Source organism: Salinisphaera hydrothermalis C41B8 (assembly GCF_000732535.1).
Lineage (GTDB): Bacteria > Pseudomonadota > Gammaproteobacteria > Nevskiales > Salinisphaeraceae > Salinisphaera > Salinisphaera hydrothermalis.
This window is the reverse complement of the sequence record NZ_APNK01000007.1, coordinates 114,770-140,919: the sequence shown is the minus strand read 5'-3', so window position 1 is coordinate 140,919 and position 26,150 is coordinate 114,770. Positions and strand designations below refer to the sequence as shown.

The 26,150-nt window shown below is 64.5% G+C and carries 26 protein-coding genes; 22 read left to right on the top strand and 4 right to left on the bottom strand.

Annotated elements, in window-relative coordinates:
* Positions 1-59 precede the first annotated feature (59 nt).
* The 4 genes from C41B8_RS19510 to C41B8_RS07260 all read left to right on the top strand — a co-directional run bounded on the left by C41B8_RS19510 (position 60) and on the right by C41B8_RS07260 (position 4,737).
* Positions 60-530, top strand: coding sequence for a GbsR/MarR family transcriptional regulator (locus C41B8_RS19510; RefSeq protein WP_051883226.1), 471 nt, complete (start codon positions 60-62; stop codon positions 528-530).
* A gap of 34 nt (positions 531-564) precedes the next feature.
* Positions 565-1,872 carry a DUF445 family protein gene (locus C41B8_RS07270; RefSeq protein WP_232226012.1) on the top strand — a complete coding sequence of 436 codons (1,308 nt, stop codon included), beginning with the start codon at positions 565-567 and terminating at the stop codon, positions 1,870-1,872.
* A 145-nt stretch (positions 1,873-2,017) separates the two neighbouring features.
* Complete coding sequence (locus C41B8_RS19505) at positions 2,018-2,686, top strand: Abi-alpha family protein (protein ID WP_051883225.1); 669 nt, start codon at positions 2,018-2,020, stop codon at positions 2,684-2,686.
* 227 nt (positions 2,687-2,913) lie between these two features.
* Positions 2,914-4,737 carry a long-chain-acyl-CoA synthetase gene (locus C41B8_RS07260; RefSeq protein ID WP_084188634.1) on the top strand — a complete coding sequence of 608 codons (1,824 nt, stop codon included), beginning with the start codon at positions 2,914-2,916 and terminating at the stop codon, positions 4,735-4,737.
* Positions 4,738-4,981: 244 nt separating this feature from the next.
* On the opposite strand, the gene C41B8_RS07255 is transcribed toward C41B8_RS07260, so the two are convergent.
* Positions 4,982-5,698, bottom strand: a complete 717-nt coding sequence (locus tag C41B8_RS07255; RefSeq protein WP_051883224.1) for a TetR/AcrR family transcriptional regulator — start codon at positions 5,696-5,698, stop codon at positions 4,982-4,984.
* Positions 5,699-5,833: 135 nt separating this feature from the next.
* On the opposite strand from C41B8_RS07255, the gene C41B8_RS07250 reads away from it, so the two are divergent.
* The 5 genes from C41B8_RS07250 (at position 5,834) to C41B8_RS07230 (ending at position 12,551) form a co-directional block, all read left to right on the top strand.
* Entirely contained in the window at positions 5,834-8,332 is a 2,499-nt protein-coding gene (locus C41B8_RS07250) for an acyl-CoA dehydrogenase (RefSeq protein WP_037336163.1), read from the top strand.
* Entirely contained in the window at positions 8,329-9,594 is a 1,266-nt protein-coding gene (locus tag C41B8_RS07245; RefSeq protein WP_051883223.1) for a serine hydrolase domain-containing protein, read from the top strand. Before C41B8_RS07250 ends, C41B8_RS07245 begins: the two co-directional genes overlap by 4 nt.
* On the top strand, positions 9,591-10,790 hold the full coding sequence (locus C41B8_RS19500) for an esterase/lipase family protein (RefSeq protein WP_051883222.1): 1,200 nt from the start codon (positions 9,591-9,593) through the stop codon (positions 10,788-10,790). The genes C41B8_RS07245 and C41B8_RS19500 overlap by 4 nt, the downstream gene beginning before the upstream one ends.
* A gap of 13 nt (positions 10,791-10,803) precedes the next feature.
* A complete protein-coding gene (locus tag C41B8_RS07235) occupies positions 10,804-11,082 on the top strand; it encodes an acyl-CoA-binding protein (RefSeq protein ID WP_037336028.1) in 279 nt (92 codons plus the stop codon).
* 104 nt (positions 11,083-11,186) lie between these two features.
* Positions 11,187-12,551, top strand: a complete 1,365-nt coding sequence (locus tag C41B8_RS07230) for a 3-oxoacyl-ACP reductase (protein ID WP_037336026.1) — start codon at positions 11,187-11,189, stop codon at positions 12,549-12,551.
* A gap of 56 nt (positions 12,552-12,607) precedes the next feature.
* On the opposite strand, the gene C41B8_RS07225 is transcribed toward C41B8_RS07230, so the two are convergent.
* The 3 genes from C41B8_RS07225 to C41B8_RS07215 are packed head-to-tail and all read right to left on the bottom strand — an operon-like array spanning position 12,608 to position 14,778.
* The gene (locus C41B8_RS07225; RefSeq protein ID WP_084188632.1) at positions 12,608-13,486 is read right to left on the bottom strand and encodes an alpha/beta fold hydrolase; all 879 of its coding nucleotides are present in this window, start codon (positions 13,484-13,486) and stop codon (positions 12,608-12,610) included.
* Complete coding sequence (locus C41B8_RS07220) at positions 13,479-13,925, bottom strand: DUF3429 domain-containing protein (protein ID WP_051883220.1); 447 nt, start codon at positions 13,923-13,925, stop codon at positions 13,479-13,481. Before C41B8_RS07220 ends, C41B8_RS07225 begins: the two co-directional genes overlap by 8 nt.
* Positions 13,926-13,935: 10 nt before the next feature.
* Positions 13,936-14,778: a uroporphyrinogen-III synthase gene (locus C41B8_RS07215; RefSeq protein WP_037336024.1), complete on the bottom strand. Its 843-nt coding sequence runs from the start codon at positions 14,776-14,778 to the stop codon at positions 13,936-13,938.
* Between the two features lie 183 nt (positions 14,779-14,961).
* Here C41B8_RS07215 and C41B8_RS07210 point away from each other — a divergent pair, with 183 nt between their 5' ends.
* The 13 genes from C41B8_RS07210 (at position 14,962) to C41B8_RS07145 (ending at position 26,126) form a co-directional block, all read left to right on the top strand.
* On the top strand, positions 14,962-15,336 hold the full coding sequence (locus C41B8_RS07210) for a hypothetical protein (RefSeq protein WP_037336022.1): 375 nt from the start codon (positions 14,962-14,964) through the stop codon (positions 15,334-15,336).
* A 7-nt stretch (positions 15,337-15,343) separates the two neighbouring features.
* Positions 15,344-15,769: a hypothetical protein gene (locus tag C41B8_RS07205; protein WP_037336020.1), complete on the top strand. Its 426-nt coding sequence runs from the start codon at positions 15,344-15,346 to the stop codon at positions 15,767-15,769.
* 568 nt (positions 15,770-16,337) lie between these two features.
* Positions 16,338-17,774: a flagellar filament capping protein FliD gene (fliD, locus tag C41B8_RS07195; protein ID WP_037336148.1), complete on the top strand. Its 1,437-nt coding sequence runs from the start codon at positions 16,338-16,340 to the stop codon at positions 17,772-17,774.
* Positions 17,775-17,812: 38 nt separating this feature from the next.
* Positions 17,813-18,193, top strand: coding sequence for a flagellar export chaperone FliS (gene fliS, locus C41B8_RS07190; protein WP_037336017.1), 381 nt, complete (start codon positions 17,813-17,815; stop codon positions 18,191-18,193).
* 10 nt (positions 18,194-18,203) lie between these two features.
* On the top strand, positions 18,204-18,560 hold the full coding sequence (locus C41B8_RS07185) for a flagellar protein FliT (RefSeq protein ID WP_156962458.1): 357 nt from the start codon (positions 18,204-18,206) through the stop codon (positions 18,558-18,560).
* Between the two features lie 12 nt (positions 18,561-18,572).
* A complete protein-coding gene (fliK, locus tag C41B8_RS07180) occupies positions 18,573-19,574 on the top strand; it encodes a flagellar hook-length control protein FliK (protein ID WP_037336015.1) in 1,002 nt (333 codons plus the stop codon).
* Complete coding sequence (locus tag C41B8_RS07175; protein ID WP_051883218.1) at positions 19,571-19,888, top strand: EscU/YscU/HrcU family type III secretion system export apparatus switch protein; 318 nt, start codon at positions 19,571-19,573, stop codon at positions 19,886-19,888. The genes fliK and C41B8_RS07175 overlap by 4 nt, the downstream gene beginning before the upstream one ends.
* A 296-nt stretch (positions 19,889-20,184) precedes the next feature.
* Positions 20,185-20,634 (top strand): flagellar transcriptional regulator FlhD, encoded by a 450-nt coding sequence (locus tag C41B8_RS07170; RefSeq protein ID WP_051883233.1) that lies wholly within the window; start codon positions 20,185-20,187, stop codon positions 20,632-20,634.
* A gap of 31 nt (positions 20,635-20,665) precedes the next feature.
* A complete protein-coding gene (flhC, locus tag C41B8_RS07165) occupies positions 20,666-21,226 on the top strand; it encodes a flagellar transcriptional regulator FlhC (RefSeq protein WP_037336013.1) in 561 nt (186 codons plus the stop codon).
* A gap of 206 nt (positions 21,227-21,432) precedes the next feature.
* Complete coding sequence (motA, locus tag C41B8_RS07160) at positions 21,433-22,311, top strand: flagellar motor stator protein MotA (RefSeq protein WP_037336011.1); 879 nt, start codon at positions 21,433-21,435, stop codon at positions 22,309-22,311.
* Positions 22,308-23,279, top strand: coding sequence for a flagellar motor protein MotB (motB, locus tag C41B8_RS07155; RefSeq protein WP_084188630.1), 972 nt, complete (start codon positions 22,308-22,310; stop codon positions 23,277-23,279). The genes motA and motB overlap by 4 nt, the downstream gene beginning before the upstream one ends.
* Before the next feature lie 53 nt (positions 23,280-23,332).
* The gene (locus C41B8_RS07150; RefSeq protein ID WP_051883217.1) at positions 23,333-25,642 is read left to right on the top strand and encodes a chemotaxis protein CheW; all 2,310 of its coding nucleotides are present in this window, start codon (positions 23,333-23,335) and stop codon (positions 25,640-25,642) included.
* Positions 25,635-26,126, top strand: coding sequence for a chemotaxis protein CheW (locus tag C41B8_RS07145; protein WP_037336009.1), 492 nt, complete (start codon positions 25,635-25,637; stop codon positions 26,124-26,126). The genes C41B8_RS07150 and C41B8_RS07145 overlap by 8 nt, the downstream gene beginning before the upstream one ends.
* Positions 26,127-26,150: the final 24 nt, after the last annotated feature.

Sequence of the window (26,150 nt, the reverse complement as noted above, 5' to 3'; positions counted from 1 at the left end):
GCCGCGGGCGCGTCGTCAATCGATTGACGCACCGTGAAGCGGTCCATAATCTTGCCCGAATGTCTAACGACGAACGCGCAATCTCGGCCTTCATCGAACGCATGGGCCTGTCCGCCCAGGGCGACGGCCTGCCGCGTATTGCCGGTCGTATCCTGGGCTATTTCATCGTGCACGGCGGCCCGACCAGTCTGTCGGCCCTGGCGCGTGAACTTCAGGTATCGCGGGCGAGTATTTCCACCAATGCCCGCATGCTGCGCGATCTGGGCGTGCTCGAAGCGACCGCCGTGCCGGGTGACCGTCAGGATTACTACCAGCTGGCCCCGCGCCACTATCTGCGCGTGCTCGAAGGCTATATCGAGCGCATGGGCGTGCTGAGCGAGTCGTTATCCACCGCTCAGCATGAAATCGACGACGCGAATCAAGGCGCCCAGGCCCGCCTGGCCGATATGCACCGGTTCGTCGATGCCGCACGTGCCCAGACGCGCTCGCTGATCGACGATCTGCGGGCCGATTCGGCCAACGACGACTGAGGCGACTCGCCTCGCCACCGTGCAGGTGGCTGCTATGCTGGCTCCGCCGGTGCCGGGGGAGGACAGCGATAGTGGGCCGCGAATGACCGCCGACTGGTTGCATCTGAGCGCCGACACCTGGCGCTATCTCTCGCTGCCCGTGATCAGCGCGCTGGTGGGCTATGTCACCAACGTCGTCGCGATCCGCATGATGTTTCACCCGATCGAGTTCAGGGGCGTGGCCCGCCCGTGGCTCGGCTGGCAGGGCATCGTGCCGCGCAAGGCGTCGAAGATGACGGGTATCGCGGTCGATACCATCACCGAATCGTTGATTACCGAGGCCGAGATGTTCGGCCGGCTGGATCCGCGTGAGGTCGCGACCGAAATCGAGGGACCGCTGATGGTCATGGTCGACGACGTGATCGAGACCGTCATGCGCCGGCATTACCCCACGCTCTGGCCGGCCGCGCCCGAGACGCTGCGCCGTGCGGTGCATGCGCGACTGCGCGCGGCCGCGCCGCACGTGGTGACGCGGGTGATGCACGAGATACGCGCCAACATCCGTTATCTGTTCGATCTCAAGAGCATGATCACGCGCCTGCTGGTGCGGGAGAAAACGCTGCTCAACCGGGTGTTCAAGGAAACCGGCCGCGACGAGTTCATCTTCATTGGTCGTTCCGGCGCTTATTTCGGGTTCGCTTTCGGTCTCGTCCAGATGGCGTTATGGGTGTTCTTTCAGCCGTGGTGGCTGCTGCCGCTGTTCGGGCTGATCGTCGGCTGGGCGACCAACTGGCTGGCGTTGAAGATGATCTTCAATCCGAAAAACGGCATCCAGATCGGCCGCTGGCGCCTGCAGGGCCTGTTCTTCCGACGGCAGAACGAAGTAGCGGCCGACTATGGCGCGCTGGTGGCCGATCATGTCATCACGCCCGAACATATCCTCGATGAGATCACCCACGGCCCTTATGCCGACAAGCTCATGGCGATGGTCCGGCGCGAGGTGGGCGCGACCGTCGACGACACCCTGCGTGTTGCCCGCCCGTTGATGAACTGGACGCTGGGCGAGCACGAATATCAGCGCCTGCGCCGCGATGCCGAGCAGGAAGTCGTCGCGCGTATGCCGGCGCTGCTGGAACGTCTAACCGGGTACGCCAAGCAGCGCATGGCAGTACGCGAGACGTTGATCGAGCGGCTGCAGTCGCTCACCCCCGCGCAGTTCGAGTCGATGCTGCGGCCGGCGTTCGAGGAAGACGAATGGATTCTGATCGCCGTGGGCGCCGCACTCGGCTTTGCGGCCGGCTGGATCCAGTTGGTGTTCGTCTTCTCCAGCGTGTTCGAACAGCACTTTGGCGCCTTGTGGTGAAGCCGGTCTGCTTGCAAGCCGGCGCCGTGGCGTCGACTCTAAGCGGCATAGCCAGGGCCGAACGCGGCCCGCGCAACCGGTGTGAATCGCCATGGCCGCCAGTCGCATGCCGAAAAGACGGGGACCCCGGGCGCTCGATCGCCTGATGGACGTCATACGCGATGCCGAGGACTGGCCGGTGGCCGGCTCGGCCGTCCGGCGCATGTCCGACGCCGAAACCTGGGCGTTGATCGAGCTCAAGCAGCGACTGGATGCGCTCGACGAACCGCGACCGCAGCCCGCGGAGTCCGAACGCCCGGCCACCCCCGCCGAAATGTTGGCCGGACTGGTACGGCGCTCGCGCGGTATCGATCCGGATGCCGCCCTCGATGCACTCTATCGCCAGACGTTGTCGCAGCTGGTGCCCGATCAGGTCTCGATGCTGGATGTGCTGGCCGAGCGGCAGATCGCGCCGTTGTGCCATCTGGGCGCCAGTCGTCTGCCGGCCGGGCCGATCAGCACGACCGTACTGTCCAATGCCAGCTCGCTCGGCCGCGAGGCCGGAGTGCTGTTGCGCGAATATGTGCCGCACTACATGACCCATCTACTCGCTCTCGGCCTGTTGCAGGCTGGGCCCGAGGATGACGCGCTCGAGCCGGAATACGAACTGTTGATGGCCGATACTCAGCTGCGCGAGATGCGCCAGTACGTGCGCGACACCCTGCGGCTGTATCCGCGCACGCTGCGCGCCTCGGTCACGCTTAGCGACTACGGGCGCGCGCTCTGGCGCGATTGCCGGCCGGCCGCCGAGGCGCTGGTGCAGCAGGGGCGATAGGGGCAACTCGCGAGCGTGGATCGCGCATTCCTGTTCAGCCAATCCATGCACCGCACCGTCGCCGGGTGGCGCGCGTAGAGGACACTCGACGGTGTATTGCAGGCTGATCTGCTCCAGAATGCGTCTGGACGACGGTCACGATCGCGGCCACACTGAGCGCCGAAATTGAAAATAATAATTTTCGGCCGGACGGCCGTGATCTGTTATCGAGTAGGAGGAAGCGCCGGATGAGCGATAATCAACGCTCGGTCGTCACTGCCTGGGACGTCCTGAAACCCACGCGAGATCAGTTCGAGAACCTGGGCGCGGTAGGCCGCGGCGTCGGCATGCTCCTGCGCTCGCGATTCCGCGATCGGTTGACGATCGCCACCCTGATCGAAGAGCACGCGGCGCGTCGTCCGAAACATCCGGCGCTGGCGTTCGAAGGGCGCGAGTGGTGCTATGCCGAATTCAATGCGGCCGCCAACCGTTACGCGCGCGTGCTCGCCGCGGCCGGCATCGGCGCGGGCGATGTGGTGGCGCTGCTGCTCGACAACCGCCCGGAGACGCTCATGCTGGTGGCGGGCCTCGCCAAGCTCGGTGCCGCCGCGGCCATGTGCAACACCAAGCAACGCGGCGACGTGCTCGCCCACAGCCTGGCGACCGTTGAGCCGCGGGCCATCGTGGTGGGCTCGGAACTGGCCGACGCGTTCGCCGAAGTGCGCACCGACGAGCGGCTGAGCGATCTCACCATGATCTGGCAGCTGCCGGACGGCGAGAACCGCGCGGCTATCGAGGGCGCGACGGATCTTGCCGCCGCGGCGGCCGACGAGTCCGACGACAACCTGACCAGTTCGAACCAGGTCTCGAGCACAGCGACCTGTTTCTATATCTTCACCTCCGGCACCACCGGCCTGCCCAAGGCCTCGCGCATGAGCCATCGGCGCTGGCTGCGCGGCGGGGCTGGGCTGGGCTTGCTCGGACTGCGGCTCACCGCCGCCGATCGTTTTTATTGCGCACTGCCGCTCTATCACAACAACGCGCTGACCGTGTCGTGGGCGTCGGTGTTGTGTGCCGGGGCTACGTTCTGCCTCGCCCGCAAGTTTTCCGTCTCGCGTTTCTGGGACGATATCCGCGCGAACCGCGCCACGGTGTTTTCGTATATCGGCGAGCTGTGTCGTTATCTGCTGGCCGCGGCCGACGAGCAGGGCGATCGCGATCATCCGGTGCGCGCGGTGATCGGCAACGGCCTGCGGCCGGATATCTGGGATGACTTCAAGGCCCGCTTCGGCATCGACCGGATCTGCGAATTCTATGGCGCCAGTGAAGGCAACCTGATCTTCGTCAACGGCTTCAACATGGACCGCACGGCCGGCTTCTGTCCGTTGCCGTTCGCGGTCGTGGCCTACGATCCGGACACCGAGCAGCCTGTGCTCGATGAGAACGGGCATATGCGCGAGGTCGGCCGCGGCGAGGTGGGGCTGTTGCTGAACAAGGTCACCGATTTCGCGCCGTTCGAGGGCTATACCGACGACGCCGCGGGGGAGAAGAAGCTGCATCGCGGCGTGTTCAAAAAGGGTGACTGTTATTTTGATACCGGCGATCTGGTCCGGCGCCAGGGCATGCGTCATATCGCCTTTGTCGACCGCCTGGGCGATACCTTCCGCTGGAAGGGCGAGAACGTGGCGACGACCCAGGTCGAGAACGCCGTCAACGGCTTCGACGATGTCGCTGAGTCCGTGGTCTACGGGGTCGAGGTGCCGGGCGCGGACGGCCGGGCCGGCATGGTCGCGATCACGCCGAAGGGTGACCCCGAGCGTTTCGATTGGTCCGGCCTGGCCACGCACCTCAAGGCTGAGCTGCCGGGCTACGCAGTCCCGCTGTTCGCGCGGATCAAGCCGGAAGCCGAAGTCACCGGCACCATGAAATATCGCAAAGTCGATCTGAAGAAAGACGGCTATGCGCCGAAATCCGGCGATGCCGTCTACATGCGGGACGCCGAGGGCGATACTTATCGCCCGCTGGACGAGGCCACCCGCGATCGGCTCGACGCCGGCGAGCTATCGCTTTGAGCTAGGGCGTTTTGAGGTTTCGTGCGAGCGCCGCGTTGGCGTCCGCAAATCGTGCCCGGCAAGGCGCGAGTCGCCGCGTCGTGGCGAGTCACGACCCAGACTCGTAACGCCGCCGGGCGGCCCAACCCTTCGGGACAAGCGCTGTTTTGCGGCAAACAACTACGCCACGTTCGCTACGCCTCGTCTTGCCGCAAAACAGCGCTTGGCGCGGACTCCCACGAAACCTCAAAACGCCCTACGGCCGTCAGGCGACGGAGTCGTCGGCCGCCGGCTCGTCGTCGGGGCGGTCGGTGGCTTCGTAGTGCTGGGCGCCGAAGATCATCGCGCGGAACATGATTTTGGCCTCGCGTGCCATTTCGGCCGCGCTCAGGCCCGTGTCCTCGGTCAGCCATTCGGCGACCAGCTCGTTGAACATGCCGACCAGCGCCACTGCCGGCAGGCGATAGTTGCGCTCCGGCAGCATGCCGGATTCGGCCATGAATTCGGCATAGCGCTGGATGATGTCGGCCAGCGCATGCGTCGTGCCGCGCCGCTTTTTCTCCATCGCCTCGGACACGCCGACCGCCTCGATGCAGATGATGCGCCCGCGGCGCGGGTCCACCAGCAGATAGTGAATCGCGGATTCGATGGTATCGGCCACGCGCTGGGTCAGCGTGTCGCGACCGGACGTCAGCGAGGCCCGGATGATGTTTTCCATTTCCTCGACCAGCGCGTCGTAAACAGCGTGCAGGATCGATTCGCGCCCGCCGAATTGTTCATAGAAATGCCGCGTCGAAACCTTGGCCTGGCTGCACACGGCCTCGATCGGCGTGGCCGCGTAGCCGCGTTCGCCGAACAGCGCCGTGCCGGCCGCGATCAAGCGCTGATGGCGCTGGCGACGCAATTCTTCGGCAGACAGGCCGCGGTAGCCGCGTTTGCGGCCGCGGGTCGAGGCGGTGCGTTTTTTGGCGGAGTCAGTCACGAACAGACCTGCTTGACGGCGATCATCCCGTTGGTATTATCTGAAAATCGATCTTTTTGAAAAGGGCTTTCTACAAAAAACGTCGCTTCGATGCGGCGTGAGAGCCCTCCGGTTTCTCTGTTTGGCGAGGTCGTCATGTTCGGACTGATTACGGCGCTGATTCTTATCGGTCTGTATTGGACCCTGTTTTATCGCGGAATATCCCTGCGCCTGTTCACGGCCGTCACTGCGCTCGTGCTGGTGGCGTTCTGGGCGGTGGGCTTCTACGGGCCGGTCGGCCTCGTGATCGCGGCCGTGGTGTTCGCGATTCCAGCAATCGCGTTCAATGTCGTGCCGTTGCGGCGAATGCTGATGAGCCGGCCGCTGTATCGCGTGTTTCGACGCATCCTTCCGGAAATGGGCGCCACCGAGAAAGAAGCGATCGAAGCCGGCGAGGTCTGGTGGGAAGGCGAAATGTTTCGCGGCCGTCCGGACTGGAATCAACTGCTCGATTTCAAGCTCACGAAGCTGACCGACGAGGAACAGGCGTTTCTCGACAACGAAGCCGAGCAACTCTGCGCCATGATCGACGACTGGGAGGTCAACTTCGAGCTGAAGGATCTGCCCGAGCCGGTCTGGGATTACATCCGCAACAATCGCTTCTTCGCCATGCTCATTCCGAAAGAGCACGGCGGGTTGGGGTTTTCGGCCTATGCCCAGTCCTGCGTGGTGGCCAAGATCGCCACCCGTTCGCTGACCGCGGCGGTCACCGTCATGGTCCCGAACTCGCTCGGTCCGGGCGAGCTGCTGGTGCATTACGGCACCAAGGCACAGCAGGAACAGTGGTTGCCGGGGCTGGCCAACGGACGCGAGCTGCCGTGCTTCGCGCTCACCGGGGTCGAGGTCGGTTCCGATGCCACCCAGATGCCGGATACCGGCATCGTTACCCGGCGCACCATCGACGGCGAAGAAGTGCTCGGCCTGAGCCTGACTTTCAACAAGCGCTACATCACGCTCGCCCCGGTCGCGACCGTCATGGGCCTGGCTTTCAAGCTCAAGGATCCGGACGGCCTGCTGGGCGATCCGGACAAAGTCGATTACGGCATCACCTGTGCGCTGCTGTCCACGGACACGCCGGGCGTGGAGATCGGCCGCCGGCATTATCCGGGCGCGGTATTCATGAACGGGCCGATCCACGGCAAGGATGTGTTCGTGCCGATCGATGCGATCATCGGCGGCCCGGAACAGGCCGGCAAGGGCTGGCGCATGCTGGTGGAATGCCTGTCGGCCGGGCGCGGTATCTCGCTGCCGGCGCTGTCCACCGCGACCGGCAAGGGCATGTACGGCATCACCTCGGCGTATGCGCGTATCCGGCGCCAGTTCGGCACCGAGATCGGCAACTTCGAGGGCGTGCGCGAAGGCCTCGGCGTGATCGGCGGCTATGCCTACATTCTGGAAAACGTGCGCAATCTCACCGCCTCCGGCGTGGATCACTGCACGCCGAGCGTGGTCACGGCGATGATCAAGTATCACTCGACCGAGATGATGCGCACGGTCATCAACCACGCCATGGACATCCATTCCGGCCGCGGCATCATCATGGGCCCGCGCAACTATCTGGCGGCGGCCTATCAAGCGTTGCCGGTGGCGATCACGGTGGAAGGCGCGAACGTGATGACGCGCAGCCTGATGATCTTCGGCCAGGGTGCGATCCGCTGCCATCCGTATGTGCTGTCCGAGATGGAGGCCGCGCACGATCCCGACTTCAAGACCGGCCTGCGCACGTTCGACCGCCTGCTGTTCTCGCATATCGGCTATTCGATCAATCGCATGGTACGGGCGTTCACGCTAGGCCTGACCGGCGCGCGGCTGGCCAAGGCACCGGTCGACAACGTGATGGCCGACTACTATCGCCATCTGGAACGCTTCTCGGCCGCACTGGCGTTTTCGGCCGATGTGTCGATGGGCAGCCTGGGCGGCGCGCTGAAGTTGAAGGAATCGACCTCGGCGCGGCTCGGCGACGTACTGTCGCATCTGTACATGGCGTCGGCCACGCTCAAGGGCTTCGAGGAACATGGCGCGACCGACGAAGACGTGGTGCATGCGACCTGGGCGCTGGAATATCACCTCCATGCCATCGAATCGGCGTTCCACGAATTCGTGCGCAACTACCCGATCAAGGCGCTGCGGCCGTTGCTCTCCATCGTGGCGCTGCCGACCGGCCGTCGGTTTTCCGGCCCGAGCGATGCCCTCAACGGCCGACTTTGCGACATGATGTCGGCTATGGACCTCAACTCGGCCTTTGGCAAGCGCATGAGCTACGACATCTATGTTGGGCGCGGCGAGAACGACCCGACCGGCCGCCTGATGGCCGCCTACGAAAAACTCAAGGAAGTCGATCCGTTCTACGGTGATTTCCTGCGCGGTGTGAAGCACGGTGAGATCGAAGGCGCGACCATCGAAGAGCAATTGCAGGACGCGGTAACCAAGGGCCGGCTCGACGAACGCCAGGCTGAACAGCTGCGCGAATACGACGTGCTGCGCTATGACGTGTTGCTGACCGACGATTTCTCCAAGGAATATCTGTTCAACCCGCATTCCGAAGAAGCACGGCGCGCGGAGGCGGAATCGGCCGAGTGGCGCAAGGTGTCATGAACTTCACGTTGCCCGGAACCCGCCGGATCGTTCTCGATGACGATCCGGCGGATCTCGTTCGTATCGACCGGGGCGCCGAGTGCGCGCCACAGGACGCCGGCCTCAGCGAAGAGGCGGTGGCGGCCATCGCCGAGGCGATGCTCGACGATATGTTCGGCACGCGAATCTACCCGGCGGTGACGTTCTGTCTGCGCCGGCATGGCCGGATCGTGCTCAACCGCTCGATCGGCTATGCGCGCGGGCTGGCGCCGGAACGTCCGCTGGCCTTGAACGCTCGGGTCGCCGAACCGGATACGCCGGTGTGTCTGTTTTCGGCCAGCAAGGCCGTGATCGCGCTGCTCACACACAAGCTCGCCGAAGAAGGGGGCATCGACCTGGATCGGCCGGTCTCGCATTATCTGCCGGCGTTTTCCGGCGACGGCAAGACGCATACGACGATCGCCCAGGTGCTTGCCCATCAGGGCGGTTTTCCGCAGTTCAGCGCGGAGGGCCATGGGCCGGAAGTGCTGACCGACTGGGATCGGTGTATCGAACGGATCTGCGACATGCCGGCCGAGGCCGGCGGCCGGCGGTTGGCCTATCATGCGTTCACCGGCGGCTTCATTCTCGGCGAAGTCATACGGCGCGTTACCGGGAGTTCGGTCACCGAGTATCTGGATTCGAGGCTGCGCAAGCCGCTCGGCATGCGTTATTTCACCTATGGCCTGGATGGTCGCTCGCGATCACGCGTGGCCGAGAATCACGTCGCCGGGCAGCCCGTGCGCTGGCCGGTATCGCGCTGGGCCGAGGAGGCGTTGTCGGTCCCGTTCGAGGAAGTCGTGGATATCTCCAACCGGGATTTCTTCATGGACGCGGTGATCCCGGCCGGCAATCTGTACGCGACCGCCGAAGAACTGTCGCGCTTCTATCAGATGCTGCTCGACGACGGCATCTATCAGGGCCGCCGGCTGTTCGAGCCGGCGACGCTGGCGCGCGCGCTCCGGCCGGCGTCGAATCAGTTTCTCGACCGTACGCTCAAGATTCCGATGCGCTATAGCGAAGGGTTGATGCTCGGCATGAACCCGATCGGGCTGTACGGCCCGATGTGCGGCGCCGCCTACGGCCATCTCGGCTTCATGAACATTCTCGGCTGGGCCGATCCATCGCGCGGCATCTCCGCCGCCCTGATGACCACCGGCAAGGCGATTCTGGGCGGGCATCTGGTCACGCTCATGCGGAGTCTCGGCGTGCTCAACCATCATTGCGGCGGGTTACGGGCATGAACGCACAGAAACATGGCACCACGGGCTACGGCGTCTGGCTCCGAGGCGGGCTGGCGGCGGCGGCGGATGTTTATGCCGGCACGGTGAATCTGGTCGAAAACGCGCATCGCGCCATCGCCGACACCGGCGCGGCGGTGAACCCTGTGAACTGGCCGGAGCGCGCGATCAGCGGGCTGAGCTATGCCAGCGTGCGCACCATCGGCGGGGTCAGTTTTGCCGCCGCCCGCGGCCTGGCCGGGCTGACTCGCGACGCCTTGCCGGACGACCCCGCGAGCGGCGGGGCGTGGCTCGCCCTGCGCAGCGCGCTCAACGGCGCCGTGGGCGATCATCTGGAGGCCACCGGTAACGAACTGGCGCTGCCGATGGCCTTCGTCGACGCCGAGGGACAAACGCTGGCCGACGACGATCCGCGCGGCCTCGGCCCGATCGCCGCCCGGCCGCGCCTCGTACTGCTGGTGCACGGCCTCGGCATGAACGACCGCTACTGGCGCCATGGCGATCAGCCCGACTTCGGCGAGCGCCTGGCGGCCGATCATGGTTATGCCGCGCTGCGTCTGCGCTACAACTCGGGCCGTGATATCGCCGCCAACGGCGCCGAACTGGCCGCGCGGCTGGAGCGGCTTGTGGCCGCCTGGCCGGCGCCGCTGGAGCGCGTGACGGCCATCGGGCACAGCATGGGTGGCCTGGTGCTGCGCGCCGCGATCGAGGCCGGGCGTGCAGCCGGTCATCGCTGGCCGCAGTTGCTGGCCGATCTGATCTGCCTGGGCTCGCCGCATCGCGGCGCGCCGCTGGAGCGGCTCGGCGAGTCGCTCAATCGCGGTCTTGCCTGGTCGCGCTATACACGGGCCTTTCATGCGATCGGCGATGTGCGCAGCGCCGGCGTGAAGAATCTGCGCCACGGTCTGGTATCCACGGAGCGCGATCCGGCCTCGCCGACCGGCTGCTTCCTGGTTGCGGCCTCGCTCGGTCGTTCCGATGAGGACCCGATTGGTCGCGTGCTCGGCGATCTGCTCGTGACCGTCGACAGCGCCTTCGACCATCCGCGCGCGCTTGACGACGCGGACGTCGATGGCTGCGTTTTCTATGGCATGACCCATTTCGCACTGGTTCATCACGACGATGTTTATCTGGCTTTAACCGAGTGGCTGGCGCCGAGGCTTGATGCGCCGATGCCTCGCCACCAGATCAATAGTTGAGGAGATCACGACCATGTCCGATATCAAACAACGCTTCGACGCGGCCGTCGACAAGGTGCGCAACGCGCCGTCGGACGGCGACTTCAAGCCATCGCAGGAATTCCAGCTCAAGATGTATGGCCTGTATCGCCAGGCCGTCGACGGCGACGTGACCGGCAAGAAACCCGGCATGCTGAATCCGGTCGCCCGCTACAAGTGGATGGCCTGGAAAGACAACGAAGGCATGAGCCGCGAGGAGGCGATGGCGGCGTACGTCGCCGAGGTCGACAAGATCGAAGCCGAATACGGTTGATCGGGACCGCGCGCACCAAGCCGCGCGCTGCACGAATATTATTCGCGAGCCGGCCGGGCAATGTTGTCCGGCCGGCTCGATCAGAACGACAGGACGATTTTCCGATGAGCGACTATCTGGTCAACGCCGCCTCCAAACCCACGCTGCGCAAGTTCATGGGCGCGCTCGGCATCCCGACGCCGGTCGAGCTCGCGCGCGCCGAGGGCCCCTATCAGGCCCGTTTTCTCGAGGGCCAGCGCGTATTGTTCGGCGCCCGACCCGGCGCAGGCGCCCGCGACACGATCAATACGGTGCTTTCCGGCACCGGTGCCCGCGTCGATACCAGCGACAAGCCGCAGCCGGCCGACGACGACCGCTACGACGCGCTGGTGTTCGATGCCACGCAGATGAGCGACGCGGCCGATCTCAAGGCGTTGTATGAATTCTTTCATCCGGTCGCCCGCAAACTGACGAAGAACGCCCGTGTCGTCGTGCTCACCAGCCAGCCGGAATCGATGCCGACGGTCGCCGCGGCCGCGGCCGCTCGCGCGGTGGAAGGGTTCACGCGTTCTTTTGCCAAGGAGATCGGCAAGTTCGGCTCCACCGTCAATCTGTTGTATGTGGAGCCCGGGGCCGAGGCCCGTATTGCCACGCCGCTGCGTTTCTTCCTGTCCGACCACAGCACGTTCGTCGACGGCCAGGCGCTGACCATCACCGCGGCCGGTATTGCCCCGGCCGATCCGCCCGAAACCCAGCCGCTGACCGGCAAGACCGCGCTGGTGACCGGCGGGGCGCGCGGTATCGGTGCGGCCACCGCGGCCAGGCTGGCCTCGGAAGGCGCTCACGTGGTGTGCCTGGATATTCCGCAGGACAAGGACACGCTCGATGCGACCGTGGCCGAATTTGGCGGCACTGCGCTGGCGCTGGACATCACCGACGACAGCGCGCCGCGTCAGATCGCCGATTTCCTCAAGGAGAAGTTCGGCGGCGTCGACATCGTCATCCACAACGCCGGTGTGACGCGCGACAAGACGCTGGCCAACATGCCCGAGCATTACTGGGACATGGTGCTGGCGATCAATCTGCAGGCGATTCTGGCAGTCGATGCCGTCTTGATGGACGAGCAGATCGTCAACGAGCATGGCCGCGTCGTCTGCCTGTGCTCGATCGGCGGCATCGCCGGTAACCGCGGCCAGACCAACTACGGCGCGACCAAGGCGGGCCTGATCGGCTTCGTCGAGCGCCGGGCCGATGCCCAGCGCGACCGCGGCGTGACCGTCAACGCCGTCGCCCCCGGCTTCATCGAAACCCGCATGACAGCCGAAATGCCGTTCGGCGTACGCGAAGCCGGCCGCCGGCTCGCCTCGCTCGGCCAGGGTGGCACACCCGGCGATGTGGCCGAAACCATCACCTTCCTGTGTACCCCGGGTGCCGGTGGCGTCTCCGGCAATGTGCTGCGCGTCTGCGGGCAGAGCCTGATCGGCGCCTGAGTTCGCGCTGTTCCCGGCCGGGAAAAAGCCGGCGTCGCAGCTGTGACGCCGGTTTTTTATGTCGACGATTCAGGTGGCTCGTGTTCGGCGAGCCAGGCCGCGATCCGTGGCCAGATCTCGCGCCGAGCCGGTTTGGAGACGACGATACCGGGATGGTCATAGTCGATTTCGAAACCTTCGGCTCGGCCGGCGAGCCAGAATGTCTTGTCGCTGCTGCCGATGGCTTCGATGAAGCGACGACAGCCCGCGCTGGGATCGACGCGGTCGGCGGCGCCGCTGATCGCCAGTACCGGTGTGCGGATCGCGGCCAGCTCGGTGTCGAGCCCCGCGCCGCGTCGGCTTTCGACCCAGTCGCAGGCATCGAATACGGCCGCGGCCGGCTCATCGACCGGACCGAGCCTGGCGGCGCGGGCTGGCAGATGGCCGAGCACGCGCGTTAAGGTTTTTGTCGCCAGATTGGCCGGCCGGTCGAGCATGCGCTTGCCGACCTGATACTGGCTGGCGAGCAGCACGAGACCAGCCACGGCCTCGCCAGGCAATTGCGTCGCGATCGCCCGGGCGGCCAGAACGCCGCCGAAGGAATGCCCGATCCAGAATGCCGGGCGCTCGTGGCTGCGGGCCACGCGTCGTGCCACGGCTGGCAGGTCCTGGCTCAGATGCTCGGCCAGCCCGCGGCGACGGATGCAGCGGGGCGAATCCGACAGGCCGCGTCGCTGAACGATCGTTACCGGATGACCGGCGCGCGCGAGATAGGCCGCCAGCCCCACCTCGCGTTCGGACAGCCAGAAACGCCGATCGGTGAACATGCCGTGCACCAGCACGACCGGGGCACCGTGGCGCTCGGCCGAGGCGTCCACGCGCAGGATACGAAACGCGCCGTCGTCGTCGCCGGTCAGGATCTCCTCGCTGACCGACAACGGTCGGACGTCAGCCACGCAACACGCGCCAGCCGATCGCCACCACGCAGGCGGCCACGATCAGTGTGATCAGACGACGCAGCTGGAGGAACCCGCGCCCCTGCCAGCCCTGGCGGGCCCCGTTCTCGTCGCCCAGCCAGGCGATGATCAGCGCGGCCAGCAGCATGAAGAACGGCCACGGCCCGCTCATCAGCAACGCGGGCCAGGCGATCAGGGCCGGCACCACGGCCAGTACCATGTCCTGCGGCGGGGCCTGCTTGGCGGCGAGCATACGACCCCATTGCACGCCGCCGATGAACGACACGATGGTCGCGAGATAAGCCAGCAGCCAGTGCAGGGCCGGCGCGGCCTGATCGCCCGAGTGGGCGAAGGCGTAATACACACCGGCGAGGAAGGGGACGACCGCGAGCGCGGTCAGGCCAGTGGCCAGCGACAGGGCGGAGACGGGGCGCGCCATGAGAACTCCTTTACTCGGCCGGCTCGCTTGCCGCGAAATACGTGACAAGACGGCGGACCAGCGGTTTCATGAAATAGTTGGATTCCGGCATGAGATCGGTCTCGACGCCATGCTCGGCCAGCGCCTCGGCCACCAGCGGGCCGACCGCGGCCACGCAACAGCGCGCCAACGCGGACGTCAGCGCCGGGGTGCGCTCGCCGCGCGCGGCGACCTTGAACAGGCGCCGAACCTGCGGCGAACTGGTAAAGGCAACGGCGTCCAGATCGCCCGTCACGATGGCTTCGATGAACGTCTCCACCGCCGCGTTCTCGGCCTGGTCGGCATAGACATAGGGCGCGACGGGCAGCGCGGTGGCGCCCTGCGCGGTCAGCGCGTCCATCAGCGGTGTATTCGGATCGGTGCCGTAAAGCTGCACGCCGACGCGATGGCCAGCCAGATCGACCTGCGACAGCGCTTCGATCACTCCGGCCGTGGTTGGCGCGGTGGCCGGCAGATTCGTATCGATACCGTTCTGCTTGAGTTCGCGTACCGGCTTCGGCCCACGCGTAACCGTTCGAGCGGCGCCGAGCGCTTGCCAGAAGCGCTGGCGCTTGGCGGGCGGATCGTCCGCGGTGAAGGCTCGCAGGCGCCGTACGCCTTCGCCGGTGAGCCAGATCATGTCGTCCAGGCCATGGGCGAGGACGTCCTCGACCCAGGCACGGATCGGTGCCGGATCCGGCGCGGCGCGAATATCGACCAGCGGGCAGCGCAGTACCGTCGCGCCGCGACGCTCGAGCATGTCCGCGAACAGATCAAGCTGTCGCGATTCGGGGATGCCGATGCGGCGCCCGGCGAGTGGATCTGACTCGGTCATGCGCGGTTTGGATAAGGCTTTGAAATCGAGTTTAGGGGCTGTCGAGGTTTCGTTCGAGCGTCTCGTCAACGTCGCTCACACCTAGGCGGGGGCCCTCGCCGTTGTCGACCCGACCGTACGCTTGCGACTTACCGGGGCGCGACGCACACTGACATCGTGCATTGACAAGGTCGGGTGAGCAACATGATCTGGCTTCTGGCCCTGGTGATCGTCGCCTTTGTCGTGGTTGGTTTTCTGGCGGTGCGGCTCGGTCAGGCGCAGCAGCGCTTGGCGATTCTCGAAGCCGAGGTCGCGCGCCTCGGCCGCGATTTGCAGATCGAGGATCGCGAATTCGAAAGCCTCATGGCCGAAATCGGCGGCAGCCGTATCGTGATCGAGCTGACTGAGCCGATGGCACTGGCCCGCGAACACTCGCGTTGGATTGGTGCCCTGAGCGGCGTGGCGCCGCGGCTGATCCGGCGGCGCGTGTACGACGAGGCGGCGACTCAGGTCAAACAGGTGCTGGCCGAGCGTTCGGTGGCCGCCGAAGTCAACGTGTTTCATCCCAGCGGATCGTGACGGCGTCATGGCAGTCCTGGTTTTCGTTCTTTTGCTTGGGTTGGCCGCGGCACTGGCCTGGCTCGTACGGCGCGGTGCCGGCCTCGAACGGCGCCTGAGTCGAGCCGAATCCGATCTACGACGTTTGCGTGCATTTCAGGTCGAAGCCGCTGTGCTAGAGACGGCGCGCGGGCGTTTCCGGCGCCGTCAGCGCGGTGTAGAGCAGGCGGTCGATAGCGGTACGCGCAGTGTGGAACAGGCGCATCGTTCGCTGGCAGGACGATTCGGCTGGCCGGCGGGCGAGGATTTGTACCGGCGATTGCGTGGCGTGAACCGGACGATCGGGCGTGGTGTCTCCGGCCTGTTCGCGCCGGCCACGGCGTCGCGCCGGCGCGAATCGCTGCGTGACTGGAGTGCCGGTCGCCGGGATACGTCGAACCATGACGAAGATTGAACTCAAGCGGGCATCGGCTCGGCCGATAAAGTGCAGCATGTATCGGAGCCTGCCACACCAGATATCGCTCGTTCGCCTCGCCTGCCGCGGCGCCTGGGTGGTCGCCTTCGCGGCGTGCGCGTTCGCCGCGAGCGCGCATGAGCCGTCAGCATCGCCGCCGGCTGGTCACGAGCGATCGCATCGCGGCCCATGGCCGGGCGGCGCGACGCCGCAAACCCCGTATTACCCCGAGATCGGAATCGATATCCGTCCGGAACTGGAACACTGGCCCAGTAACTATCGCCCGGATGGCTACCGGTTGCCCGGATATGACGGCAAGCCGCCCGGTGAACATATCTGTCGCGGGGCGCACGGGAGCACGTTGTCCAGCGCAGGTACAGCGTGCCCGCGCGGCGAAAAGCGGCCGAGAAAGGGTCGTTATCTATCGACCGACGGTTCCTGATTCCCGGCATTCTGGCCGGACTTCGTGATCAACAACCCCTAAAGTTCGCGGTGGCAACGCCGATACAGCCGGCAGTTAGTAGATCATGCCGGCGTGACCGCCGCGGCCGATAAGGAGTTGCCGCCCATGTCCAGTTCCTATACTTCGTCGATCTCTTCGCTCGGTGTCGGCTCAGGCCTGGATCTGAGTTCGCTGCTGGATAGTCTGAAGTCGTCCGAGGAGGGCCGGCTGCAGCCGCTGCAAACGCAGAAATCCAGCTTTAGCGCCCAGTTGTCGGCCTATGGCACGCTGACCAGCTCGGTGAAGAGCCTGCAGTCGGCGGCGGACAAGCTCAACGATCCGAGTCTTTACAACTCCACCAAGGTCAGTGTGTCCGGTAGCGCCGTGACGGCGACCAGCACCACGGATGCAGTGCCCGGCGGCTATGACGTGTCGGTGTCGCAGTTGGCGCAGGCGCAATCGCTGGTGGCCTCGCCGGTCGCGGACAAGACGTCCAATATCGGCGCTGGCGGCACGATCTCGATTACCACGGGTAGCAATGCCCCGGTCAAGATCGATCTCGCCAACGGCAGCAGTTCGCTCGAGGACATTCGCGACGCCATCAACAATGCCGATGCCGGCGTCTCGGCTTCAATTATCAACGATGGCAGTTCCACGCCGTATCGGCTCGTGCTGTCGTCCGACGCTAGTGGCACCAGCAACCAGATCACGGTGTCGGCGACCGATGCGAGCGGGGCCTCCGGCACGCCGTTGGCGAATCTGCTCAGCTACGACAGCAGCACCAGCTCGGGCACCATGACGCAAACCGTCGCGGCCCAGGACGCGAAGCTGTCGGTCAACGGGATCAACATCACCCGTAGCAGCAATACGGTCGACAACGCGATCCAGGGCGTCACGTTGACGCTCAACGCGACCACGACCAGCGCCAATCAGGTCACGACCACGCGCGACAACGACACCATCAAGAGCGCGATCAAGAATTTCGTATCGGCGTACAACAGCTATCACTCGCGTGAGAGCGCGCTGACCGCCTACAACGGCTCAAGTGCATCCAGCAACGGCGTTCTGTTGGGCGATTCCACCGCGCAGTCGGTCTCCTCGCAGCTGACCCAGGCGCTCAATACGCCGGTAACGGGCAACAGCCTGGCGGTGCTCAGCGATGTCGGCATATCGCTGCAGAGCGACGGCACGCTCAAGATCGAGGATGAGAGCAAGCTCGATTCGGCGCTCAACACCGACCCGCGCGGCGTGGCCCAGTTGTTCTCGGGTGACCCGAGCAAGAGCGCGACCAACGACGGCGTCGCCGGCACACTGTCAGCCACGATTGACCGCATGACGGGCGACAACGGCGTTCTGAAAACCGCGAGTAACGGTATCCAGAACAGCATCGATGACGTCAACAAGCGCATCAAGGACATGCAGAGCACGATCGACGATACCGTCGCGCGGTATCGCCAGCAGTTCGTGCAGCTGGACTCTTTGATGTCGAGCCTGAATTCGACGCAATCCTATCTGACGACTCAGCTGTCACAACTCAACAACTCTTCTTCCTCGAAGGGCTGATGTTCTTCGAGGCTTCCGATCCGTACGAGTAAACCCTCATGAATAACCAGCAAGCCGCGCGGGCATACGCCGACGTGGGCCTGACCAGCAAGGCGATGAGCGCGTCGCCGCACCAGTTGATCGTAATGCTGTTCGATGGCGCGCTCGCGGCACTGCGCAAAGCCGGCTTTGCTCTGGCGGCCGGCGATGTGCCGGCGCGCGGCATGGCGCTGTCCAAGGCGATCGATATCATCGAGCGCGGCTTGCGCGACGCGCTGGACATGGAGCGTGGCGGCGAGCTCGCCGAGCGACTCGATTCGTTGTACGACTACATGATCCGCCGCCTGATCCACGCCAATCTGCGGGGCGACGGCGAGGCGATCGCGGAAGTCGAGCGTTTACTGGAAGATATTGCGTCGGCCTGGAAACAGATCGGCTGAGGTGGACGACATGGGAGAGCAATGGGGACCACCTGCCGACCACGATATTCTCGATCGCTACGAGGCGATTCGCGACTACAGTCGGATGATGCAGCACTACGCGCGCGCGGCCGACTGGGACCGGCTGCTCGAGCTCCAGACCGCCTACGTCAGCGCGATGGAAGCGCTGGCCGATGTCGAACTGGATGTCACCCTGTCCGATGGTGCCAACGACCGCAAACTAGGCTTGATCGGCGAGATTCGCGTCGCGGAAGCAGAAGTACGCGAATGCTTGGATCGCCGGCTGTCTGAACTCAGTCGGCGTATGGCTGATTCGCGTCATCGTCTGCACGTCGCGCAGGCTTACGAGACTCAGGGCCGGGCCTAATCGGGCGCACATTTGGGCACCATTACGCCGATTCTGGATACCCTGCTGCCGCAGGTGCTGGGGCGGGCCGGGGATGTCGCGCGCGTCGGCGCACGCGCTGCCCAGGCGCCGCTTTCGGGCTTGCGGCCGGTCAGTGGTGAAATGTCGCCGCTGACTCAGCGCGGAACGCCTGCTTACCCGGGGCGCGAAAGTAGCGCCGGCTCGGTCCGTGCCGCGAGCGGAGCCAGCGTACGCGGGACCGCAGCGGATGCCGCGAATGCTCGCGAATTCGCCCGCTCGATCACCTCGGAGCCCGGTAGCAGCGGACGCTCGGCCGAGCTGCATCTATCGCGTGCCGGTGGGGCGCTGGCGCGTCTTTTAGCCGATTTGGGCCCGGGACGGGGATCCTCGGCGGTGACCGCGGCTCAGCCGTTGTCAGCCGGCGTGCCTCGGCCCGCGACGCTTGCAGGCGTTCTGGCACAGCAGGTGACCCAGAGCGGATTGTTCTATGAATCACATCTGGCAGCTTGGGTGCGGGGCCAATTGCCGCGAGCGCGCCTGAGTGATGAGCCGCAGGTTCGACTGGTACACGCCCGCGGTGCGAGCGATCAGGGGGCAGGCCAAAATAGCCACGGAGCCGGCGCATCGACCGCCGCGACCGGGCCCATCGACCCGAAACTCGCGCCCCTGGTACGACAACAGATCGAGCTGCTGGCCAGCGGTGTGTTTCAGTGGCAGGGCGAGGCCTGGGTCGATGCGCCCATGCGCTGGACGGTCGAACGTCGCGAGGAGGACGCGACGGAGACCGACCGGAGCGCGCCCGTCACCACGTCGCTATCGTTGGATCTGCCGGGTATCGGCGCGTTTGAAGCCAAATTGCGATTGGCGGGCGATCGCATCAGCGTTGCGGCCTGGGCAGAGCCCGGCGCCGGGCGCGCGCTGATCGCGGCCGATCTGGAGACGTTGCGCCGACGTTTGCGGGATGCTGGCTTGAATGCGTCGTCCGTTCGTCTGGTCACCGAGCCGGCGGCATGAGCGGGGAACCACCGGAGGGCGATGCGCCCGGCGCACCAATCGATCGCCGTCAGGCCGTGGCTCTGCGCTACGAGACCCATGACGATGCGCCGCGGGTGGTGGCGAAGGGATATGGGGATATCGCAGACGCGATTATTGCGCGCGCTAAGGCGCACGACCTCCCCGTACACGGCGAGCCCGAGCTCGTACGACTTTTGGCGCAAATAGATCTCGATGCCCAAATACCGCCCTCGTTGTATGTCGCGGTCGCGGAACTTTTGGCGTGGGTTTATGAATTGGAACAAGCGGCACTGGCGGGCAGCGAACGAAATTGATTATAAAAAATATTTATTTTCGGATTTCCTGATGAACGGCTTTGACCTCGTTTAGTTTATTCCCATAACTTAATCGTCCGTGAACAGCAGCATAAGGACATGCCTGCTTGCTCGTACACCGTGACGCGCTGTAACGCTTTCGAAACTCGGGGCGTGTATCTCGTCACACAGGGGGGCGGCGTTCGAGCACCTGTCGATGGCGATGGGTGGCATGACGTCGAAGCACGAGGTGCCAATTGGAAACCGATCATCTACTCGACGATATCCGCGAGGTTAATCTGTCGTATCTGTTGCTGATGCAGCGTTTGATCAACACGGATCGCGAAGCCGCCATGTTTCGTCTCAAAATCGACGACGAAATGGCCGACTTGCTCAGTCGGATCCCCGTGTCGGAGTTGGCTCGCTTGGCGCGTTGCAATCAGTTGCTCTGTCATTTTTCGCTCGAGGACGCAGACCAGTTGCATTCGCTGGTTCGTGCGACCGCAGACGACAGCTTGCGTCAGGTTCATGCCGCGATTCTGCTTGGCAGCAACGAGCGTCGGGCCGCGAACGATCGTCGCCGCGAGGAGCGACGTCAAGGCGATCGACGGATTGAGGATATGGGGCCGCCTGCCGGCGTCGAACGCCGTCAGGGCGAGCGACGCGGCGCGCACGATCGTCGCCAGGGCGCACGACGTGCCGAGGATCGAGCGGACGATGATGGGGTGTCACGCGAGCGTCGGGAGGCCGACGGACCAAACGGCTGATCGGCCCGCTGCCGATTACTTGGGGGGCAAGATGGTAGAGAAGAGCGTTATCGACGAGGGGCGTCAGATCAGCCTGGCGATTGAGATGATCCAGCTTGGCGCACGGCTTCAAGTGCTGCAGACCGAAACCGGTATCAGTCGGCGTCGGCTGATCAATCTGTACAAGGAAATTCACGGCGAATCGCCGCCCAAGGGCATGCTTCCGTTCTCGACCGACTGGTACGTGACCTGGCTGCCCAATATTCATTCGTCGCTGTTCTATAACATCTATCTGTCGTTGTCGGCGCATCCCAATCGTGACCGGATGCAGTCGGTGGTGAGTGCGTATCGGCTGTATCTGGATCAAGTGCCGCTGTCCGACGACGGCAAGCCGGTGCTGGGGCTGACCCGCGCGTGGATGCTGGTCCGCTTTTTCGAAAGCGACATGATGACCCTCTCGACGTGCCAGCGTTGCCACGGCAGCTTCGTCAATCACGCATTGAGCCTCGATCAGGACTTCGTCTGTGGTATCTGTCAGCCACCATCCCGGGCCGGCAAGACGCGCAAGAAAACGCGGCGTAAGGCCGCCGAGCGCGTCGAAGTGATGCATTAGCGCAACGTATGACGCCTGCGCCCGGGGCTTGCCTTGGGGCGGGCGTCTTACGCATGCGTCTCGCCGTCCGGTGTCTGAGTGCGACCGCATCGACGAATCAAAAATCGATGGGCATCCAGCGTTCAAGTTCCCATGTCGCCGGCCGTTATGTGCTGTACGCCTAAACCGTCGTCAAATGCGGTCGTGTCTGATCGCCAGGGGTTCCAGTGCTTGTCGTAGCCGGCTATATCGTTGTCATGGTGTCCGTGCTCGGCGGATATGCCCTGGTGGGCGGCCATATGGGCGTGCTCTATCAGCCGGCGGAGTTCGTGATCATCTTCGGCGCCGGCATCGGGGCCTTTCTAGCCTCGACCAACGGCAAGGGCGTATCCGCCATGATTCGGGTGTTCCCGAAGCTGTTGCGCGGCCATCGTTACAGCAAATCGACCTGTCTCGATCTGATGACGCTGCTTTATCTGCTCATGGCCAAGGCGCGTCAGCAGGGCATGATGGCGCTTGAGGCCGATATCGAAGATCCGGCCAACAGCCCGTTGTTTTCGAGCTACCCGACGCTGCTCGGCGATACGTTGATCATGGAATTCATCAACGATTACCTGCGTCTGATGATCAGCGGCAACATGGACGCCTTCGAAATCGAGGCCCTCATGGACCACGAGATCGAAACCTTCCAGCAAGAGGCCGAAGTGCCGGCCCATGGCTTGTCGGCCATGGGCGACGGGCTGCCGGCATTCGGAATCGTGGCGGCCGTCATGGGCGTGGTACATGCGCTGGGCTCGGCGTCGCTCGAGCCGGCCGGGATCGGTCCGCTGATCGCACACGCCATGGTCGGCACGTTTCTTGGCATCCTGCTGGCCTATGGTTTTGTTTCGCCGCTGGCGTCGCGCGTCCGCACTCAGATCGACGATGTAGTGAAAGTGCTGCAGGCGATCAAGGTCACGCTGCTCGCGCATCTCAACGGCTACGCGCCGCCGTTGGCCATCGAATTCGGTCGCAAGGCGCTGTTTTCGGCCGAACGCCCCGCGTTCTCCGAGCTGGAGAACCACGTGCGTGAAGTGCGTGCCGGGGGCACGCGAGAGAACCCGTGAGCGACGAGAATTCGCGCCGCCCGATCGTCATTCGGCGCAAACGGCATCAGCGCCATACTTCGCACGGAACCTGGAAGATCGCCTACGCCGATTTCATGACGGCCATGATGGCGTTCTTCCTGGTCATGTGGTTGTTGGCCGGTTTGAGTAAACCTCAGCTCGAGAACGTCAGTCAGTATTTTCGGACCCCGCTCAAGGTCGCCCTGGTTGGCGGCGATAAGGCCTCGGCCAGCAACAGTGCGATTCCTGGTGGCGGCGACAACCCGGTGCATTCCGACGGCGAGGTCCAGCGCACCACGCCGCAGGCCAAGAATTATCATCCCGACAATCGGCGGCTCGAGCGTCTGAAGGCCCAGCTCCAAGCACAGATCGAGCAGGATCCGAAGCTCAATCGCATGTCGTCTCAGCTCAAGATCCAGATGGTACCGGACGGGCTGCGGATCCAGATCTTCGATTCCAAGCGTCGGCCCATGTTCAAGCTGGGCAGCGCCCGGCTTGAGCCCGATATCGCCGTGCTGCTTGAGCGAATCGCGCCGACGCTTTCAAAGGTCAAGAACAAGATCACCATCACCGGCCACACCGACGATCTGCCGTATGCGGCGGGCGCGCAGGCCTACAGCAACTGGGAGCTGTCGGCGGATCGCGCCAATGCGGCCCGGCGTGCACTGGTGTCCGGGGGGATGACGCCAGGCAAGTTGCTGCGTGTAATCGGCGCCGCCGATACGCAGCATGTCGAGGGCGACAAACCGAATTCGCCGCTTAACCGCCGGATCAGCATCTTGCTGCTCAACGACCGGGCGCAACAACGCATCGAGTCGGCGGATCGGAGCGTGGAAACCCGCACCGTGCCTCTGAACGCCCCCCGCCAAATGGCGCAGTCGTCGTCGCCGGACACCGCCGATCTAGGGACATTTCTGGGCTGGATCGGGCCTAAAGTTCCGCGCCTGCCGGACGATATTTCGGGGTAGCCGGACGTCATCACTGCCGGCCCCGGCCCAGCGCGACCAGAAGAACTAACGGCATGGATGTCACCGATTTTTACGACACCTTCTTCGAAGAAGCCTCCGAGTTGCTCGAGGACATGGAGCGCTTGCTCATCGAGCTGGATACCGCAGCTCCCGATCGCGAGGCGCTGGATGCGATTTTCCGTGCCGCGCATTCGATCAAGGGTGGTGCCGGCACCTTCGGTTTCGAGGCGCTCCAGAACACGACGCATCGAATGGAAAACCTGCTCGACCTGGCACGCAACGGCGAGCTCGTGCTCGACCGGGCGACGGTCGACATCCTGCTGGAGGCAGGCGACGTGTTGAAAGGTCAGGTTGAATCCTATCGTGAAGGCGAATCCCCGGATGCCGAGGCCGCCGATCGTATCTGCCGTGTATTGCAACAGATCGCCGAGGGCGACAAAGTGCCCGGTCCAGCAGCTCGAGCGTCTGCCACCGATGAAGCAGGCGGCCAAACCAGCCATGCAGCGGCCGTCGGTACGGGCGCGCGGCGGGTCACCGTGCGGATCAGCGGGTTGGAAGACGGCGAGGCCGAGGCGCTCGCCGGCGAGCTGGCGCTATTCGGCGAGGTGTCGAATCGCAGCGAAGAATCCGGAACCCTCAGACTCGATTTGGCCACGGAAGCGGACGACGACGACATCGTTGCCGTACTGTGTTTCATCATCGATGTCGATCAAATCGCGATCGAACCCGTTGCTGCGGCTGGAAAGTCGGCGGCCGGCGCGCAACGCCTGCGGGTGACCGTCAGCGGCGTGGACGATACCACCCGCCCGGCCGTACTGGCTGACCTGGAATTAATGGGTGAGATCAGCGCTCGCCAGATCGACGGCGATACCCTGGCGGTCGAACTCGCCAGCGATCAGCCAATCGAGGACATCGCCGCGGTGCTCGGCTTCCAGATCGATCTAGACCGGGTCACGATCGAACCGGCGGACGCGAAGACAGCGACGGCGCCCGAGGCGAAATCGGCCACGGCCGATACCACGCCGGCGGCAGCATCCGCGCCGGCCGAGCCGCAATCTGTCCCGCCTGCCAAGGCCGCCAGTGAGTCAAGCGGCGGTGCGGGCGAGCGCCGGCGAGAGGCCGCGCATTCGGAGTCGACCTCGGTGCGCGTGCCGACCGACAAGATCGATCACATCATCAATCTCGTTGGCGAGCTGGTGATCACCCAGTCGATGCTCGACCGAGCGGTCGGCGAAATCGATCACGAGCATGACGAAGCATTGTCCGAGGGCATGAGTCAGCTCGCCCGCAACGCACGCGATCTGCAAGAGGCAGTGATGTCGGTACGCATGGTGCCGATGGACTTCGCCTTCAATCGATTCCCGCGTCTGGTGCGCGATCTGAGCTCCAAGCTTGGCAAGGAAATCAACCTCGAAACCCGAGGCGGGGCGACCGAGCTCGACAAGGGGCTGATCGAGCGGATCATGGATCCGATGACGCATCTGGTGCGCAACAGCCTCGATCACGGGATCGAGGATGTCGCCACGCGTACGGCCGCCGGCAAGCCGGCGGCCGGACAGCTCACCCTGTCCGCGCGCCACGAAGGCGGGAACATCGTCATCGAAATCAGCGATGACGGCGCCGGGCTGTCGCGTGAACGCATTCTGGCCAAGGCGAAAAGTAGCGGCCTTGCGGTATCCGACGACATGCCGGACGAGGATGTCTGGCAGCTCATTTTCGCGCCCGGTTTTTCCACCGCCGCCCAGGTCAGCGATATTTCCGGACGCGGCGTCGGCATGGATGTGGTCAAGCGCAACATCGCCCAGCTCGGCGGTCACGTCGATCTGCGGTCGAAGCAGGGAGCCGGGACCACCGTGCGCGTCATCCTGCCGCTGACCCTGGCAATTATGGACGGTATGGCCGTCCGCGCCGGCCAGGAAATCTTCATCCTGCCGTTGGGCGCGATTCTCGAGTCGATGCGCGTGGAGCAGTCGGCCGCGCGCACGGTGACGGCCGGCAGTCAGGTCATCGAGGTGCGCGGCGAATATCTGCCGCTGGTCGAACTCCATCGCGTATTCGATGTGGCCGACGCCGAAACCGATCTCGCCCGGGGCATTGTCGTGGTCGTGACCAGCGAATCACGCCGCTTTGCGCTGTTTGTCGACGAACTGATTGGCCAGCAACAGGTCGTGGTCAAGAATCTCGAAACCCATTTCCGCAAGGTCGCTGGCGTATCGGCGGCCACCATTCTGGGCGACGGCAGTGTGGCGCTCATCCTGGATGCCACGGCGTTGGCGCGGATGACGGCCGCGCCCCGCAAACCGCGTAAAACCACCGCGCCCCTGACCCCGTCCGAGACCGAAGAGAGCGTTGCCAATGACTGACATGATTGCCGCGACCGATTCCGACCAGCGCGAAGTACTGGTCTTTACCCTGGGAGGCGAGGAATACGCCGTGGATATCCTGAAAGTTCAGGAGATTCGCGGTTATTCGAACGTGACCCGGATCGCCAACGTGCCCGATTTCATCAAGGGCGTGACCAATCTGCGCGGCGCGATCGTGCCGATCGTCGACCTGCGGCTCAAGTTCGCGCTCGGCGAGGCCGACTATACCGAACAGACGGTCGTGATCGTGCTCAACATCGGCGAGCGCGTGGTCGGCGTGGTCGTCGACTCGGTGTCGGACGTGATCGGTCTGTCGGCCGAGCAGATCAAGCCTGCGCCTGAATTCGGCGGTCAGATGGACACGGCGTATCTGGAGGGATTGGCCAGCATCGATGACCGCATGCTGATCCTGATCGATGCCGAAGCGATGATGACCAGCCGTGAAATGGCACTGGTCGAATCGCTCGACGCCGAAACCGCTTAGCCTTTCACTATTCCGGAGAAATCA